The sequence below is a fragment of the Chelativorans sp. Marseille-P2723 genome, assembly GCF_902809845.1.
Classification (GTDB): Bacteria; Pseudomonadota; Alphaproteobacteria; order Rhizobiales; family Rhizobiaceae; genus Chelativorans.
In genome coordinates, this window is record NZ_CADDWI010000013.1 from 266158 (window position 1) to 281428 (window position 15271).

The following is a 15271-nucleotide window of genomic DNA, read 5'->3' on the forward strand; positions in this document are numbered from 1 at the left end:
AACAGGCCATCGCTCTGCCGATGATGCATTTTCGGACTTCCAGATCCTTGTAAAGTCCGGGGCGATGCTGGCGAGTGGCCTTTCTGATGCTTCTATCTGCCCACTGCCAACGGAGAAAGCAAATTCTTGAGCCAGGGCAGCCAGGTTCCGGTAAATGCAAGCATCCTAGACACCCCAGCTTCTAAGGCTGACCCATGTCTTGCGGTCGAGCTCATATCGCTCCACGGGCACGGTGCCCGCCACCACTGAATCCATCGTCGCTTGGCCCACATACTGAAATCCGCATTTATGGATAACACGGCGGGAAGCGTCGTTGATCACGCGGCAGGAGATATTGAGCTTGTCGATATCGCTGGCCCGGAAGGCCAGATCCACAAGAGCATGTGCGACTTCCGTCGCGTAGCCAAAGCCCCAATAGGGCTCGCCAAGCCAGTAGCCGAGCTCCAGGCCGCGTCCGCCCATTTCAAGTCCCGCACAACCGACGAAAGCGCCACGATTTGCAAGCGTTACGGCATAGTGACATCCGCCGCGCACGCACACTCGGCTGCTGTGCAGGAAAGCCTGAGCGTCTGCTTCCGAATAGGGATGCGGCATGCGCGACAGCATTTCCGCAATCCGGCGATTGTTGGCGAGTTCGACAAGCTCGGGAATGTCGTCCTCATGGGGAGGACGCAGCACCAGCCGCTCCGTAACAAGTACGGGGCAATCTATCCTGAGCCTTTCACCCTCAACCTCTTCAGTTTCGGCAAGCATGCCATTTTCCTCCGGACAAAAATTAGGGGGAGATGGCGACCCATCTCCCCCGAACCTTCTCCGGATTTCCGGACACCAGCTCCCAGATGGGTCGCCGGTGTTTGGTGCGGAACCGGCTACTCCGCTGCCTCCATAATCGGCTGTACCGATACATAGGTGCGCCCATTGCCTTTCTTGGCAAAGGACACCGCACCAGGCTGAAGAGCAAAGAGCGTATGGTCCCTGCCCATGCCGACATTGGCGCCGGGATGCCACTTCGTTCCGCGTTGACGCACGAGGATGTTGCCGGCACGCACGATCTCACCACCGAACTTCTTCACGCCAAGGCGCTTCGACTCCGAATCGCGACCGTTACGCGACGAACCGCCAGCTTTCTTGTGTGCCATCGTACTACTCCTTCGCGCCTTTCAAGGCGCTTCGTTCCCTATATGAGCGCTTTCGCGTTCAAATACAATTCCGTTCGCCGGCAGAAGCCGGCTTTACTTCACCAGGGCCTTCGCCTGCTCCTGCCAGTCGCGAATCTGGTCGGCGCTGAAAGGCATGGCTGCATCGATCTTTGCAACGTCCTCGTCAGACAGCTTTGCGAGCTGGGCGAAGGTCGTCAGCCCCTGCTCCTTCAGCTGGCCTGCGGCAACTGGACCGATGCCCTTGATCTCCGTAAGGTCGTCGCCTTCACCCTTGGGGGCCTTGAAAAGAGGCTTCGCCTTTGGCTGTTCCTTCGTCGCCTCCGCCTTGGGCGCCGCATCGTCCTTCAGTTCGTTCGCAGCTTCCTGCTTCGCCTTGGCAGGCTTTTCCTCTGCCTTGGCAGTTCTGGCGGCTGCCTTCTTGGACGGCTTTGCGCCATCGAGCAGGATCTCGGAAACGCGCACCGTCGTTAGGAGTTGGCGGTGGCCGCGCTTACGGCGCGAATTCTGCCGCCTGCGCTTCTTGAAGGCGATGACCTTCGGGCCGCGCCCCTGCTCGACGACCTCGGCCGCCACGCTGGCGCCCTCGACATAGGGTACCCCAAGCGTCACATTCTCGCCGCCACCCACGGCGAGCACATTTTCGAGAACCACAATCTCGCCCGGCTCGCCGGCGATCCTTTCGATCGTGAGAACGTCTTCGACAGCAACACGGTACTGCTTGCCGCCGGTTTTTATGACTGCGAACATCTTTCTTGCCTTTCGGTGTCCGGTCCGGCATGGCGCACCTGCAAATTGCCTGCCGTCTTTTTGTCAGTCGTTCAATTCAGGGCCACCTGGCCCCACAAAATAAGCGGCGCGGAGCAACCCCCACGCCGAAGCAGTGGGTGCTTAATGGAAACAGGCGGAAAGGTCAAGACAAGGCCACGTCTGACCCGATTTGGCCTTGTAAGAAGTTCGCTTCGCCGTTATCTAAACGCCGCTGCATAGGGCGCGCCAGCGTTCCCTGCGGAGAGGTGGCTGAGTGGTTGAAAGCACCGCACTCGAAATGCGGCATGCTCGCAAGGGCATCGGGGGTTCGAATCCCTCCCTCTCCGCCAGACAACCTTCTGAAATCATTCTCTGATTTGAGATTACCAACCGGAACGGCGCAGAACTGCGGGTTTTTGGTCCAAAGCTGTTGACTGCGCCACCTGCCCGAATCACCAATTTCGTCTCTCTCCGCCCGATATTCTCCAAACCTCCTGACTGTGCAGATTTGGTACGGAGTTATAAGTATCTGTATATGCTGATCTATTTTCCATATCCCGGCTTTACTTTTGTTAGACGCTGCGGTCGGATGAGAGATCCACAAATAGAACTGCTAGCTTCTGTGCCGTTTCCTGCTCGCTACGCGGCGAGACCAGCACGACAAAATAGCGCGCCATCAGGGCAATATTCGTCTCAATCAAGTACAAGCCATTTGACTATGGGTCCGCAAAGAGGCTGTGCAATTTGGCTTGTATCGCGGCGGAGACATCCGACTGGAAACAGACGCTATCCTCGCTCAGTTTTGCAAGCGCGAGTAATTGACGGAGTATGGAATTCTGGATCTCGAGATCTGGAACAGGGATCTGCATCCGCAGGAACTTGTCCTCTTTGAGGCGAACCCGATTCGTAGACCCCTCACTGGCGCGACGGCAAAGGTCAACGAATGCCTCTGTCCTTGTAATCCACTCGAAGAAATGCGGGAGGATAACCGTATCGTCGATTTGGAATGCAGGAAAATCTCCACTAACCAGAGCTCCGTCGAGTTCATCCGGAATGATCCCAAACGCCCCATGTCGAGCATCAATGCGTGACATCAGAAACTGCCCGGCGGAAACCTGAATCTGCTTCTCGGCAGCAATCTCGGATCCTGGCTTAACTCCACGAAGCACTAATCCTTTGCCCCAGAGTCGAACAGTGATCTGCTTGTATTCTATGTCTGGTGTTATTGTTGTCTTCTTCACGACCTTAGAGAGAAATTGACCAATTTCCATTCGTCGGAACAGAGGTTCATGATGAAGGTCAATTTCTGATGCTATACTCTCTAATTTCTTCAATACATCTCTTTGTTGATCCAGCAGAGAAGAAATAATCTCGCCGGGTCGCCGCAGATCGATTAAGGCACTCTTATGCGGGTTCTTTACGTCCAGGTTGCAGCTGATAAGCTGACCTCGATCATCCCGAATGATGATTTCGTCCCGTGAAATCTTCCACGCTCGGTCACTTTCGTACCGATCTTGCCACCAATCTAGACATCCCCTGAACTCTTCATAGAGCATCGGCGCGGTCTTGCTGTACTTCTTTCGTCCTTCAGGTTCTGGCTGTTCGTAAAACCAGACGTCACCTGTCGACCCCGATGTATCGAAGAAGAGTAGATTGGTTGCGATATCGGTGTAAGGCTCGAAAACTCCAGGCGGAAGCCGGACTATCGTGTGCAGGTTGAATTGCTCCAGCAAGTCGGCCTTGATGACGGCGGCAATGCCGTCGCCGAAGAGCGTACCATTGGGGACGACGACCGCGGCCCGGCCGCGCCCGGCACGCTTCAGTCGCCGCATGATCAGTTGCAGAAACAGCAGCGCCGTTTCGGCCGTACGCCGGTCCTCTGGGAAGTTGTTGAGGATGCCTGCCTCCTCCTCGCCGCCGAATGGCGGATTGGTCAGGATGACATTGACCCTCTGATCCTCGCCGATCTCGGCCAGGCGGAAGCGAAGGGCGTTGCCGGGGTCGATGCGCGGGGCGTGCAGGCCGTGCAGCAGGAGGTTGAGCTGGGACAGCAGGAACGGCAGCGACTTGGCCTCGCCACCGAAGAAGCTGTCTTCCTGCAGGATTCGCCGCTTCTCGACCGTGTCTGCCTGGCGCTCGAGATGCTGAAAGGCTTCTGTCAGAAATCCGCCGGTGCCGCATGCCGGATCGAGGATGGTCTCGCCCAGTTTGGGATCGGTCACCTCAACCATGAACCGCACGACCGGTCGGGGCGTGTAGAACTCGCCTGAGTCCCCCGCCGCGTCACGCATCTCGCGCAGCAGCGTCTCGTAGAGGCGGCCGAGGGTATGGACTTCCTCCGACGAGTCGAAGTGGATGCCGTCGACCAGATTGACCACGTCGCGCAGGAGGTAGCCGCTTTCCATGCGGTTTGCGAAGCCCTGGAAGACCGTGGCGATCACGTCGCGCCGCTCGCGCCGCCCGTTATCGCCGCGCAGGGCGCGGAGATAGGCGAAGAGCCCCGGACCCCGGGTGCCGTCCGGGCGCTCGGTCATTTCGGAAACGAGGAAAGACAGTAGGTCGGGGCCGGTGATGCCATCCGCATCCGCCGCCCAGTCGCGCCAGCGATATGGAGGCTCTATAATCGGGCGATAGTCCTTGCCTGCGAGCTCCGCGCGTCCTTCCTCGATCCGCTCCATGTCGTCCAGGAACTTCAGGAACATGATCCAGGTGAGCATCGGCAACCGATCGAGATCGCCGTTCAGCCCCTTGTCCTTTCGCATGATCTTGCGGGCGGACTTGATAATGCTGTCGAGACGCTGGGCAGTGGTCAGTTGCTTCGGCGCAGCCTTCTTACGGGCGGTTCTGGCCAAGTTGGATCTCCTTCAATTCAAGCGGTGTAGAGCAGACGCTGCAGCTCTGTGACGGCGCTGCGCAGCTCCTTGCCCCCGCCGAAGCGGGCGGCGATTTCGATGACGTTGCCCCACTCGTTGAACGGGGGCACTTCCAGGATGTCGGGCAGCTTGAACTGAGCACTGCCGTGTTCGGCATACTTTTCAAGCACGGCATCCAGAACTTCGCGGGCATCCGGCCCAAAACGGTCCAGAAACTCGTCCTGCTCCCTTACCAGTCGGTCAGCGCGCTCGCGCCGGGTTCGCAGCGGCGCGTTATAGGCGAGATGGCAAAGGAGATCGAATGGATCGGCTTCCGGCTTCCCGACTGCATCAGCCAGGTAATCGAGGTCTATGCCCTTTTCCTCGAGCCGTTCGACGATCTCCGCGCGGCGTTCGGGATCGAGCCAGTTCGTGCGCAATTCGGACGCATTGGGATAAAGCGTGCGAACCTTGTCGCCGGTGTAATCGGTGAGCTGGCGGCAGGCGAGCTGTCGCCCATCGGAATCGAGTTCGTATACGAGGTGCCTGACGATCGCGACCTCGCCGCCGTCGACATAGAACTTGCGGGGCGCGTTCTCGGCCTCGTCTCCCAGGTCGACGGGTCCATCCGAGATATCGGGCCCTTCAGGAAAATCATCCGAATCCAGCGCTACTTCTTCGATCTCACGCTCTTCGACAATGTCGCCGTCAGCATTGATGACCGCTTCGTCTTCGCGAACAGGATCGCCGTCAAAGGCAGGATCGGCGAACATGCGTGTCGCCGTTCCGGTGTAGTCGATGATGTTGAAGGCGAGCTTGCCATAGTCGGGCCTGAGACGAGTGCCCCTTCCGATGATCTGCTTGAACTCTGGCATGGAACCCACGACCCGCGCGAGCACGACGTTCTTGCATGTTGGAGCATCCACACCGGTTGTGAGAAGCTGCGATGTAGTTAGGATTACCGGCGTCTGGGTCTCGACATCCTGAAACTTCGCCCTGTGCGCGCTTCCCACATCGCCTTCGTCGGAGGTCACGCGGCAAACGTAGTCGGGATGGTCCTTCACGAGATCAGTATTCAGGGCGGCGAGCGCCTGCCGCATCTCGAGCGCGTGCTCCTGGTCGACGCAGAAGACGATGGTCTTGGCGAAGCGGTCGGTCTCGGCCATGAAGCCCGCGAGATGTCTTGCAATGGCCTCCGTTCGTGCACGCAGCGCCACGACCCGCTCGAAGTCCCGGGTGGAGTATTCGGCGTCGGGGATCTCGCGTCCATAACGATCAAGTTCACCCCGCGTCGGTCGCCAGCCAGCAGCGTCGTAGTCTGAGATAACGCGATGAACGCGATACGGGGCCAAAAAGCCATCGGTGATGCCCTGCGCTAGGCTGTACTCGTAAAGCGGATCACCGAAATAGTTGTAGGTATCGACGTTGTCTTCCCGGCGCGGCGTCGCTGTCATCCCAATTTGGGTTGCAGGCTCGAACCATTCGAGGATTTCCCGCCAATTGCTGTCGTCGCGAGCACTGCCACGATGGCATTCGTCAATGATGATGAGATCGAAGAAATCCCGCGCATACTCTCGGTAGAGGCCGGGACGGTTCTCGTCACGCGCGATGGACTGGTAGATCGCGAAATACATGTCGCGACTCTTGACCGCCACGCCGCCAGCTATCTTGTGACGAGCGTCGCCAAACGGGCTGAAATCCTTTGCCATCGGATCGTCAACCAGAACGTTGCGATCAGCGAGAAACAGGATCTTCGGGTTCCGGTTGACCCCTTTGGAATTCCAGCGTGCAGACCAAAGTTTCCAGCAGATCTGGAAGGCAACGGCCGTTTTCCCCGCTCCGGTGCACAGTGTGAGCAGTGCTCGTTTCCTGCCCTGAAGCGTCGCCTGAACGGCGCGGTTGACAGCGATCTCCTGGTAGTAGCGAAGAGGTTTGGTCCGGTCTGGAAACGTGGGCGTTAACAGTCGTTCGGCCACTTCGTCGTCGACAATGTCCTCGGCGCGGCGGAGCCGTCCCCAAAGGTCATCAGGCGTCGGGAAATCCGCAATGGTTCGCTCAACACCGGTCGTGTAGTCGAATTCGACAATCTCGATCCCATTGGTCGAGTACGCGAACTGCAGACCGAGGATCTCTGCATATTCCTTGGCTTGTTGCAGCCCCTCCGCAGCGTGCCGGTAGCGGGATTTGGCCTCGACAACGGCGATCGGGAAGTCCGGATTATACCGGAGCAGATAGTCTGAGCGCTTCTGCTTGCCACGGCGAGCTTTGCCGCCGACAAACACAACTCGGCCGTCAGTGAAAGTTTTCTGTTCGTTTATCGCGTGCGGTCGATTATCCCAGCCTGCTTGCTGCAGCTTCGGGACGACGAACTTCCTGCAGGTATCGGCTTCGTTCATACGGCCACCGCGCCATGCAACTCTGATTTTAGCCGCATTATAAGCGCGAGATGGCGATTACCATTGCCGTTGTTTGCTGCTGTCAATTCCTACCCCGCGCGCTTTCGCTCGCCCCCGTGACCACGACGTGTTTAATGCCATATTACCAGTAATGGAAGGCGGTGTGCAATTTGAGGCTGCAATGAGAGCCCTCCCCTTAGAACCACTGCCTTTCCCACTCCACTGGAAACGGCTTCATCAGCTTCGCCAGCGTGATCTCTGGGCCCTGCCTGCCGTCCAGGATCGCCTCGATGATTGAAGGCGCCAAGAGGGTCAGACGCATCACCCGGCTGACGTAGGAAGTATTGATCTTTTCGGCGGCAGCGACCTCCTCAATGGTGGTGTAAACACCGGTTTCGAGCTGCTTGCGCCAACGGAAGCCGCGGGCGATCGCCTTGACCATCGTGTTGTCGATCCTGGCGCGCGGCGCCCAGGACGATGTGGCATCGGGCAGGACAATCTGCTTGCGGCCTCCGCGTTTGGCAAAGGTCAGCGGTACATGCACAGTGATGGCATCACCATCGCGGGAAACTGTAACAGCGGTCTTCGCGATCATGCTGCTTTCCTCGCATCGATATTTTGCGGATCCCGGCCAATATCTGTGAGGTCCTGGATGAGACTGGTCAGCCCTTCCGTTCGCAGGTGAATGGAAAGACCGCTGACCGAAAGCTCTATACGCTTGACGAGAAGCTGGACGATGCGAGCCTGCTCAGCCGGAAAGAGCTCATCCCAGATGGGGTCGAGTTGCTCCAGCGCCTCACGGACTTCCATCTCTGACAATCCGTCGATCTCCGATCTTGCTTCACGCCATGTGCCGATGATGATTTCCGGTGTCCGCAATAACGCGCGCAGCTGATCGATGACGGCAGTCTCCACCTCTGCTGCGGGTACACGGGCGATTGGGCAAGCATTGGCGCCATGCTTGAGAACCGTCTGGCTGACATAGTAGCGATAGAGCCTGTCGCCCTTCCTCGTATGCGTCGGCGAGAATGCCGCCCCATCCGGGCCGAAGATCAGGCCTTTCAACAGCGCCGGTGTCTGTGCGCGCGTATTGCTGGCGCGCTTGCGAGGGCTGGTGCGAAGAATGGCATGAACTCTATCCCATAAAGCTTGCTCGATAATTGGCTCGTGTTCGCCGGGAAAGCTTTCGCCCTTGTGTACGGCCTCGCCGATATAAACCCGGTTGTTGAGAAGCTTGTACAGAAAGCCTTTGTGGATCGGCTTGCCGCGGCGGGTACGCACGCCCTCAGAGGCTAGCATTTTTGCCAGGACCGTGGCAGAGCCGACGGCAACGAAGCGTTCGAAGATCATGCGAACGACGGCCGCCTCCTTGTCATCGATCACCAGCTTGCGGTTTTCGACACGATAACCAAGCGGCGCGATGCCGCCCATCCACATCCCCTTCATTCGGCTGGCCCGGATTTTGTCGCGGATGCGTTCAGCGGTCACCTCGCGCTCGAACTGGGCAAAGGAGAGCAGAATATTGAGCGTCAGCCGGCCCATGGATGTGGTGGTGTTGAACGACTGCGTGACCGACACGAAGGTAACGCCATTTCGATCGAACACCTCGACCAGCTTTGAAAAATCCATCAGCGAGCGCGACAGGCGGTCGATCTTGTAGACGACCACCACATCAATCAATCCGTCCTCGATATCGGCGAGCAGCTGCTTCAGCGCCCGACGTTCCAGCGTGCCGCCGGAAACGCCACCATCGTCATACCGATCACGCACCAGCACCCAGCCCTCGGAGCGCTGGCTGGCGATATAGGCCTCACAGGCCTCGCGCTGCGCATCGAGGCTGTTGAACTCCTGCTCCAGCCCCTCCTCGGAGGACTTTCTGGTGTAGATGGCGCAGCGCAGCTTGCGAACGGCACGCTTCGTCATGTCCGGCACCGATGGTTCTTCAGGCCAAAGAAGATCCAGCCATTCCAGCGCGTACCGGTAATGGCACGGGCAACCGCTGACAGGCTCTTGTAGGGGCGCCCCTGCCATTCATAACCGTCAGCCAATACGGTGACCGTGTGCTCCACACCCTGCCACTCGCGAATGAGGCGGGTGCCAGCAATCAGACGGTCGTCAGTGCGTCTCCTTCGCACCATCTCGTTCCCGCCATCAAGCTGCTCGCCCAAGGCTTCCAGCCGCTCGATGGTCGATGGCTTCAAGCCACCATAGGCCAGTTCCTGAATGCGATAGGCCAGCCTGCTTTCCAGATAGCGGCGGTTGAAGGCGGGCGGCTCGCTGTCGAACAGCTCGCGCCACTGCTGCTTCAGATCAGGCGTCGGCATGGTCTTGAGACCAGCCAGACGCGCCGGGATCGGATCGTGTTCGGTCATGCTTGCTCCTCATGAGTTGGAGTTGCATGACGGCATCGGTCGGGCGTGAAGTGAAGGCAACGTTCTCCTTTATCTTCAAAGCTTTGCTCCCGATTGCGCTGGAGCAGACGAACGAGGCCCAGCGCCAGCAACTGGTACAGTTCCGCGCGGCGTTCGGCAGTGCTCATGAGATCGGGTGAAATTGGATTGGGGATTTTCATGGGGCTCCCACCAACAGGAGATATCCCCAGTCAAGTACTCACCGCCGCGCCAAACCGTCTCACCGATTCGACTCCACGTTGAGGTTTTGATAAAGAACATAATGGGAACAAAAATTAATGGGGTGCGCCATGAAGAAGAGCATCAAGAAGTTCGTCAGTCGAGAATTCGTCAAGACGGTCGACCTTGAACTTCTGAGACGGCTCATCGATAAGTTCGATGCCGCAGAGCAGCTTGGATGGGAGAACTTGCCTGAGGAAGATCGCGAACGGCGTGAGGCGATCTACGAACTTTTCCGCGGCGCGGATGAGACCTTTCCCAAGAAGCTACTTGATGCACTCCACCGGATCATGATGCTCTCCAATCCAACCGGAGTCCGGCTTCTCCACGAACGCGCCGAGGCGGCCGGGATCAAGCTGATACCTGACGAGGAGTTGGAAGACGAAAATGATGGCCGCCATCTCACGCCGCGGCACATCGCGCTCCGAGCTTTCCTCGACCACCAGGAAATATTCGATCAAACCCGCAAAGTCGCCGCCTTCTTCTTTGGCAGCAAGATTCTAGAGTTCCATGGAACGCCCGATACGCCCTCACGCCATGATAGTGCCGAAGCGCGTGAAGCTTTTCAGAAGGCCGCTTCAGCTTACTTTTCAGAGCGCTATCAGGGGCGTTACTGCCGGATCAGCTGGTATGATGAAGGCGAGGAAATTCGCATTATGGTGGCACACGGCCACAACGCGACCATGGCGAATGTCGAAGAAGATGGTGAAGAGCAAACACGAGCCTGGCGGGAGATTGGCGAAGACAGCATCCGCTATCACGCTCCCTCCGGGTGGGCGGGTGTCATGGCCAGGACGCTGGGCGACCAGCGCCAGCTTGCCGCGCTCTTCGCAGAACATATGCTGGGTGATGCGGACTTCTTCAAAAAGCGCGAGAATGAACAGCTTTACACGTTGCGGCCTGTTCAGGAACAGGGTGGTGATTTCCGTTTTCAATACGACTGGGACGAACGTGTTCAAGATGTTCAAATTCGACAGATCGTGATCGACGACGGTGAATATGTACTCGATGGTCGCCGACATCATTCACCATGGACCCATACGTGCAAAGACAATCATGATGCGATAACGCAACTGCTCGAGTTCGCACCGGATCTTGACCTATCCGAGGTCCGGATCGTCTCGATGAAGTTGGTATTTCGGTTCGTTATCAACGGAGAGGTTTTTCCGGTCGCTGTGACGATCAGGCCGCCACATACTGCCACGATCTCCGATCGTACACTGGAAGACGCCATCATGGAGCATTTGACACGGAATGGCATCCGCCTCCCTCGTCAAGCTGACACGGCTGCTATTGCAGCGGAGTGATCGCCACCCAATCGGCCGCCTGGATGGCAATGATCAGAGGACTGCGGACGCGGCCGTTTTTCTGCGTTTCCTGAATCTCGGATTGCTGACTGAGGAGACGCAGCTTTCGGATTCCGATGGCATCATGTTCGAGACTATCGGCGGCCGCGTCTGGGGATTTTGTGCAGATGGGACGGGTAATGCTGATGTACTCACCCAAGATGACCTACGCCAGTTCAAAATCGATCTGACTGCCGTTTGCCGGCAAATCCGCAAGGCCAACCAGATTGAAGGACCGCCATTGGAGCCCCTCGGCCCCTTTGCCATGCGGATCGGGGCGGTCGGCAGCGGTAGCAGGCGGCGGCAATATTTTTTGGTACGCGCGCTACGCCCGAAGAATGCGCTTGATCTTGCCTATACGATCCGGGGACACGCCGATGAAGGCGCTGTTGTCATCTTGACGCCGACTGAGCGCAATTTGCCCGACAATGTGATACGATTGCTGCGGTCAACACAGATCGAAATTATCCCGATTGACGTACATCTTGACGAGAACGCTGCAGAACCACTTGTTTTAAATCTGTTGCGCACACCACAAGGAATGCCGATCGACGAGCCGGAGCTTTTCATCGACACCGGTGGTCATCGGGTATGTTTTCATGGCGCTGACGTTAGCCTGACGCCGCGCGAACTCAATGTTCTCGTTGTCCTGGCCAACGAGGCCGCTCATGATGCCGGCGTCGTCAACCAACACTTCCTTCTCGATTGTCTGCGCGGATCCGATGACAATGAGGAAGCTTTGCCTGAGCAACTGCAAAAGGTAATCAGCCTGTTACGGACTGCACTGACATCGGCAGCTGGCCTGCCACGCGAGCATGGGCGAAAGCTTATTATCTCCAAACGCGGCATTGGATACCGGCTGGGTATCCAGCAAGGAAATATCAGAATCGTCTAATCCTTCTAATCAGGCCGGCAGGCATCTGGAAGCTTTCGGGAAGGTTCCAAAGAGGCTTCTCCAGTCGTGATCGGTGACCTTCGGTTCATCACAAACGATGAATCGAGGTCCTGCCGATGCGCTGCCCAATCTCCCCCGCTGATCTTTCCACCCTCCAGCTAGTCGCTGACCGCGTTGCACGTCGGACCCGCCAGCGGCTCGGGTTGCCCGTGCAGGATCTCGATGACCTGCGCCAGGAGCTTTTGCTCGAACTGATCGCCCGGTTTCCCACTTTCGATCCGACTCGAAGTCCCCTGGAAGCTTTCGCTCAGATGGTCGCCAGCCACCGTGCCACCCGCATCGGACGCGCCGTGTGGCGTGAGCGTCAGCTTTATGGTCGCACGCCTTTGTCGCTGGACGCACCGTTGGCGGGTGATGACCACGCTGTCGTCGGTGATCTGTTTTCGCAAGAACAGGGACTGGGCGCACTGTTTGGCCAAAGCTTCGACATTGAAGATGGTGCCGTCACCAGCACCAGTCTCGATGTCGGATTGGCAAAACTTGCACCCGATGACCAGCATCTTTGCGCTGCCCTTGTCGGATCAAGCATCAATCAGCTTGCCGCGTCCGGCCATGGTGCCCGCGCCACCCTTTACCGCCGCCTGAAAGAAATTCGCCTCACGCTTCTCGCGCACGGCGTGGAGCCTGCGTGAGACGGATCTGAAGCTCGGTGAGTAATAATCAATATGAACAAGATTTCTCATAAATCCGCCCAGTTGCTGCTGACCGAGGCGCAGTTCTGTGCCTGGATCGGCCAGTCGGCGCCCGGCGCTACCATTCAGTACCATTGCGGTTTTCTCGCAATCGACATGGTACGCGCCAGTAGCAATCTCCCTGAGACTGACCGCAAGGAACTTGTTCGAGTTGGCCGCCGTGCCTGGTGGGCTTTTGATCAGGGCCTCGTCCATCTCGTGCAGCGCCGGCTCGGCACAGATCGCTTTGCCTATCTGGCGATTGCCCGTGCGCGCCCGAAAAAGATGCAGGCAAGCCTGCTTCGTGTGCTGGCCCAGCATGAAGAAACGGGCGGCCTCGCCAATCCCAACAATTCTCTTCGTCGCTTCCGATCCTGAAAGGAGCCTTCGATGTTTGCCACCTCCAAGTTGAACACCTTGCGCAAACGCCATTACGGTCTTGATGGTTTGCCAATTTCGATCTGCGTTCTGGCATCCGACAGGCTCGCCAGTTCCGTGCGGCCCATCGAAAACGCAACGCTTGATGAGGTGGCGTTTGCCATCGTCAAGGCCGAGCAGGCTTACAATGCGGCCGGCGATCGCCTGTTTGCCTTGCGCCGCCTCTACAATCTGGCACGCGAGGCTGGTGGGGTCGGGTCTGGTTGTGCAGTTGATGCCGCCAGCAAAGCCAGGTCGGAGCGCTGATCATGGCAGTGCTCGCAATTGACCCCGGCCTCAACAACGGCATCGCTGTTCTGGATCTTGAGCGCCGGCTGCTGCTGGCAACCGAAATCCCCGTGATCGGTGAAGGCGCCAACAAGCGCCTGAACCTGATCTCCTTCGCCGACATTCTGACCCAGTTCCGCATCCGGCACGCTGTGGTCGAGGACGTCGCGGCGATGCCCAAACAGGGGCTGACCTCAACATTCCGTTTCGGTCGTGCCTCAGGCAGCTTTGAGGGCGCTCTCGCCGCACTCAAGATCCCGACAAGTTTCGTCCGCCCTGCGATCTGGAAACGCGACATTGGCGCCAAGGCCAAGCGTGATGAAGACATTCGCGCCCTTGCCATCCAGACCTGGCCGGATCAGGCGCACCGTTTTGCACGCAAGCGCGACCATAACCGTGCCGAAGCCGCGCTGATCGGTCTCTGGTTCCTGCAACATTCCGGCTGGACGTCCGGAGGTGAGGACACTCCGCCCACCTCCTCCTTGCCTGCAGGATCACGGGTCTTCGTTGGCGGCGAAGGCTGGAGGACGCTCTGATGAACCCGTTCGAGGCTCATGGAATAGACCACATTTCGGTCAGCCAGTTGAACCTGTGGGCTGCGGCTCCTGGTATCTATGTGATGGAGCGTCTGCTCGGCTATCGCGCACCAGTTGGTGCCGCCGCCCATCGTGGCACCGCGGTCGAAGCAGGCGTCATCGCTGGCTTGATGGGTGCATCGCTCAAAGAGGCCATCGACACCGCGAACGCCGTTTTCACCGAACGGACCGCTTTGTCGTCTGATCCACGCCGCGACAAGGAACGAGATGCGCTTGCCGGCATGGTCGAACGCGGGATCGAGCTGCTCGGGCCATGGGGCCGGCCCGACCGTGTGCAGGTGCGCAAGGAATGGCGCATGGAAGGCATCGCCGTTCCGGTGTTGGGTTTTACCGATGCCGAATACGACGCGCACGGGCTGATCCTCGACCTGAAGACGACCCACGCCCTGCCGAACGCCATCCGGACAAGCCATGCAAGACAGGTGGCTTCCTATTTCGGCGCAGGATCGAACTTCAATGGCGGCATAGGTTACGTGACCTCGAGGAAGTCGGCACTCTACCGGTTGGAGAACGCTTCAGCCCATGTCGCGGCCCTGACCCGCATGGCGCATTCGCTGCAGAACTTCCTCGCCATCTCCACCGATCCACATGAGCTGGCGAGCCTGATCACCGTCGATACTGATTCATATTTCCTCTCAGACCCGAGGGCCAGACAATCGGCATGGGAGGTGTTCGGCGTATGAAAACGATCCCTCTCACTCAAGGATATGTTGCCCTCGTCGATGACGACCACTTCGGGACTTTGTCTGCACGGAAATGGTTCGCGGCGCGGGACGCAAGGGGCCTTGTCTATGCAAGAACAAAGATCGATGGCCGAGCGGTCGGCATGCACCGCGTTATTATGAATGCTCCAAAAGGCATTCTGGTTGATCATAAGAACCGAAACACGCTCGACAATCGACGTTGCAACCTGCGCCTTGCGACATCTCAGCAGAACAACGCCAACAAATCCTTTCAGTCTCGGAAGTTCAGCTATCGCGGCGTTCTTCAAACCCGTTCGCAGAAGTCTTATGGCGCCCAGATCCGAGTGAACCGCAAGCTCATCTATCTCGGATCTTACCCAACGATTGAGGAGGCGGCCCGCGCGTATGACGCGGCCGCAACGCGCTATTTCGGAGAGTTCGCATCTCTGAATTTTCCCGGAGATTCTCGCAGGGGAATGGCACGTCGCCGGCCAGACGGCGACACAACGCGCGCAGCGCAGAAAGACTGA

At 58.2% G+C, this 15271-nt stretch carries 18 protein-coding genes and 1 tRNA gene; 10 read left to right on the forward strand and 9 right to left on the reverse strand.

Annotated features, from left to right (window positions below; translation table 11 throughout):
- Positions 1-165 precede the first annotated feature (165 nt).
- From HUS57_RS12630 to HUS57_RS12640, 3 genes are all read right to left on the reverse strand, one after another.
- Positions 166-753, reverse strand: coding sequence for a GNAT family N-acetyltransferase (locus HUS57_RS12630; protein ID WP_173934272.1), 588 nt, complete (start codon positions 751-753; stop codon positions 166-168).
- Positions 754-869: 116 nt separating this feature from the next.
- On the reverse strand, positions 870-1139 hold the full coding sequence (gene rpmA, locus HUS57_RS12635; RefSeq protein ID WP_173934273.1) for a 50S ribosomal protein L27: 270 nt from the start codon (positions 1137-1139) through the stop codon (positions 870-872).
- A 93-nt stretch (positions 1140-1232) separates the two neighbouring features.
- Positions 1233-1907 (reverse strand): 50S ribosomal protein L21, encoded by a 675-nt coding sequence (locus HUS57_RS12640; RefSeq protein WP_173934274.1) that lies wholly within the window; start codon positions 1905-1907, stop codon positions 1233-1235.
- A 260-nt stretch (positions 1908-2167) separates the two neighbouring features.
- On the opposite strand from HUS57_RS12640, the gene HUS57_RS12645 reads away from it, so the two are divergent.
- Positions 2168-2257: transfer RNA gene (locus HUS57_RS12645), tRNA-Ser, on the forward strand.
- A 222-nt stretch (positions 2258-2479) separates the two neighbouring features.
- On the opposite strand, the gene HUS57_RS18115 is transcribed toward HUS57_RS12645, so the two are convergent.
- The 6 genes from HUS57_RS18115 to HUS57_RS12670 form a co-directional block, all read right to left on the reverse strand.
- A complete protein-coding gene (locus HUS57_RS18115) occupies positions 2480-2608 on the reverse strand; it encodes a hypothetical protein (protein WP_281409296.1) in 129 nt (42 codons plus the stop codon).
- A gap of 15 nt (positions 2609-2623) precedes the next feature.
- Positions 2624-4759: an N-6 DNA methylase gene (locus HUS57_RS12650; protein ID WP_246727863.1), complete on the reverse strand. Its 2136-nt coding sequence runs from the start codon at positions 4757-4759 to the stop codon at positions 2624-2626.
- 17 nt (positions 4760-4776) lie between these two features.
- A complete protein-coding gene (locus HUS57_RS12655; protein WP_173934275.1) occupies positions 4777-7155 on the reverse strand; it encodes a DEAD/DEAH box helicase family protein in 2379 nt (792 codons plus the stop codon).
- A gap of 196 nt (positions 7156-7351) precedes the next feature.
- Complete coding sequence (locus HUS57_RS17990) at positions 7352-7750, reverse strand: hypothetical protein (protein WP_173934276.1); 399 nt, start codon at positions 7748-7750, stop codon at positions 7352-7354.
- Entirely contained in the window at positions 7747-9078 is a 1332-nt protein-coding gene (locus tag HUS57_RS12665) for a recombinase family protein (protein ID WP_173934277.1), read from the reverse strand. Before HUS57_RS12665 ends, HUS57_RS17990 begins: the two co-directional genes overlap by 4 nt.
- Complete coding sequence (locus tag HUS57_RS12670; RefSeq protein WP_173934278.1) at positions 9075-9527, reverse strand: DUF2924 domain-containing protein; 453 nt, start codon at positions 9525-9527, stop codon at positions 9075-9077. Before HUS57_RS12670 ends, HUS57_RS12665 begins: the two co-directional genes overlap by 4 nt.
- Positions 9528-9553: 26 nt before the next feature.
- Between HUS57_RS12670 and HUS57_RS12675 the strand changes: the two genes are divergently transcribed.
- The 9 genes from HUS57_RS12675 to HUS57_RS12715 all read left to right on the forward strand — a co-directional run bounded on the left by HUS57_RS12675 (position 9554) and on the right by HUS57_RS12715 (position 15271).
- Positions 9554-9706: a hypothetical protein gene (locus HUS57_RS12675; protein ID WP_173934279.1), complete on the forward strand. Its 153-nt coding sequence runs from the start codon at positions 9554-9556 to the stop codon at positions 9704-9706.
- 150 nt (positions 9707-9856) lie between these two features.
- Positions 9857-11092: a hypothetical protein gene (locus HUS57_RS12680; RefSeq protein ID WP_173934280.1), complete on the forward strand. Its 1236-nt coding sequence runs from the start codon at positions 9857-9859 to the stop codon at positions 11090-11092.
- Positions 11040-12026: a hypothetical protein gene (locus tag HUS57_RS12685; RefSeq protein WP_173934281.1), complete on the forward strand. Its 987-nt coding sequence runs from the start codon at positions 11040-11042 to the stop codon at positions 12024-12026. Before HUS57_RS12680 ends, HUS57_RS12685 begins: the two co-directional genes overlap by 53 nt.
- Before the next feature lie 116 nt (positions 12027-12142).
- Positions 12143-12718, forward strand: coding sequence for a sigma factor (locus tag HUS57_RS12690; RefSeq protein WP_173934282.1), 576 nt, complete (start codon positions 12143-12145; stop codon positions 12716-12718).
- A gap of 33 nt (positions 12719-12751) precedes the next feature.
- Positions 12752-13135, forward strand: a complete 384-nt coding sequence (locus HUS57_RS12695) for a hypothetical protein (protein WP_173934283.1) — start codon at positions 12752-12754, stop codon at positions 13133-13135.
- A 12-nt stretch (positions 13136-13147) separates the two neighbouring features.
- Positions 13148-13441 (forward strand): hypothetical protein, encoded by a 294-nt coding sequence (locus tag HUS57_RS12700; protein ID WP_173934284.1) that lies wholly within the window; start codon positions 13148-13150, stop codon positions 13439-13441.
- Positions 13442-13443: 2 nt separating this feature from the next.
- A complete protein-coding gene (locus HUS57_RS12705; protein ID WP_173934285.1) occupies positions 13444-13998 on the forward strand; it encodes a hypothetical protein in 555 nt (184 codons plus the stop codon).
- On the forward strand, positions 13998-14741 hold the full coding sequence (locus tag HUS57_RS12710; protein ID WP_173934286.1) for a PD-(D/E)XK nuclease family protein: 744 nt from the start codon (positions 13998-14000) through the stop codon (positions 14739-14741). The genes HUS57_RS12705 and HUS57_RS12710 overlap by 1 nt, the downstream gene beginning before the upstream one ends.
- Complete coding sequence (locus tag HUS57_RS12715) at positions 14738-15271, forward strand: AP2 domain-containing protein (RefSeq protein ID WP_173934287.1); 534 nt, start codon at positions 14738-14740, stop codon at positions 15269-15271. Before HUS57_RS12710 ends, HUS57_RS12715 begins: the two co-directional genes overlap by 4 nt.

What these genes read in the sequence shown, in the direction of transcription:
- HUS57_RS12630 (WP_173934272.1), bottom strand. Translation starts at nt 753, where the DNA reads ATGCTTGCCGAAACTGAAGAGGTTGAGGGTGAAAGGCTCAGGATAGAT.
- rpmA (WP_173934273.1), bottom strand. Translation starts at nt 1,139, where the DNA reads ATGGCACACAAGAAAGCTGGCGGTTCGTCGCGTAACGGTCGCGATTCG.
- HUS57_RS12640 (WP_173934274.1), bottom strand. Translation starts at nt 1,907, where the DNA reads ATGTTCGCAGTCATAAAAACCGGCGGCAAGCAGTACCGTGTTGCTGTC.
- HUS57_RS12655 (WP_173934275.1), bottom strand. Translation starts at nt 7,155, where the DNA reads ATGAACGAAGCCGATACCTGCAGGAAGTTCGTCGTCCCGAAGCTGCAG.
- HUS57_RS17990 (WP_173934276.1), bottom strand. Translation starts at nt 7,750, where the DNA reads ATGATCGCGAAGACCGCTGTTACAGTTTCCCGCGATGGTGATGCCATC.
- HUS57_RS12665 (WP_173934277.1), bottom strand. Translation starts at nt 9,078, where the DNA reads ATGACGAAGCGTGCCGTTCGCAAGCTGCGCTGCGCCATCTACACCAGA.
- HUS57_RS12670 (WP_173934278.1), bottom strand. Translation starts at nt 9,527, where the DNA reads ATGACCGAACACGATCCGATCCCGGCGCGTCTGGCTGGTCTCAAGACC.
- HUS57_RS12675 (WP_173934279.1), top strand. Translation starts at nt 9,554, where the DNA reads ATGACGGCATCGGTCGGGCGTGAAGTGAAGGCAACGTTCTCCTTTATC.
- HUS57_RS12680 (WP_173934280.1), top strand. Translation starts at nt 9,857, where the DNA reads ATGAAGAAGAGCATCAAGAAGTTCGTCAGTCGAGAATTCGTCAAGACG.
- HUS57_RS12685 (WP_173934281.1), top strand. Translation starts at nt 11,040, where the DNA reads ATGGCATCCGCCTCCCTCGTCAAGCTGACACGGCTGCTATTGCAGCGG.
- HUS57_RS12690 (WP_173934282.1), top strand. Translation starts at nt 12,143, where the DNA reads ATGCGCTGCCCAATCTCCCCCGCTGATCTTTCCACCCTCCAGCTAGTC.
- HUS57_RS12695 (WP_173934283.1), top strand. Translation starts at nt 12,752, where the DNA reads ATGAACAAGATTTCTCATAAATCCGCCCAGTTGCTGCTGACCGAGGCG.
- HUS57_RS12700 (WP_173934284.1), top strand. Translation starts at nt 13,148, where the DNA reads ATGTTTGCCACCTCCAAGTTGAACACCTTGCGCAAACGCCATTACGGT.
- HUS57_RS12705 (WP_173934285.1), top strand. Translation starts at nt 13,444, where the DNA reads ATGGCAGTGCTCGCAATTGACCCCGGCCTCAACAACGGCATCGCTGTT.
- HUS57_RS12710 (WP_173934286.1), top strand. Translation starts at nt 13,998, where the DNA reads ATGAACCCGTTCGAGGCTCATGGAATAGACCACATTTCGGTCAGCCAG.
- HUS57_RS12715 (WP_173934287.1), top strand. Translation starts at nt 14,738, where the DNA reads ATGAAAACGATCCCTCTCACTCAAGGATATGTTGCCCTCGTCGATGAC.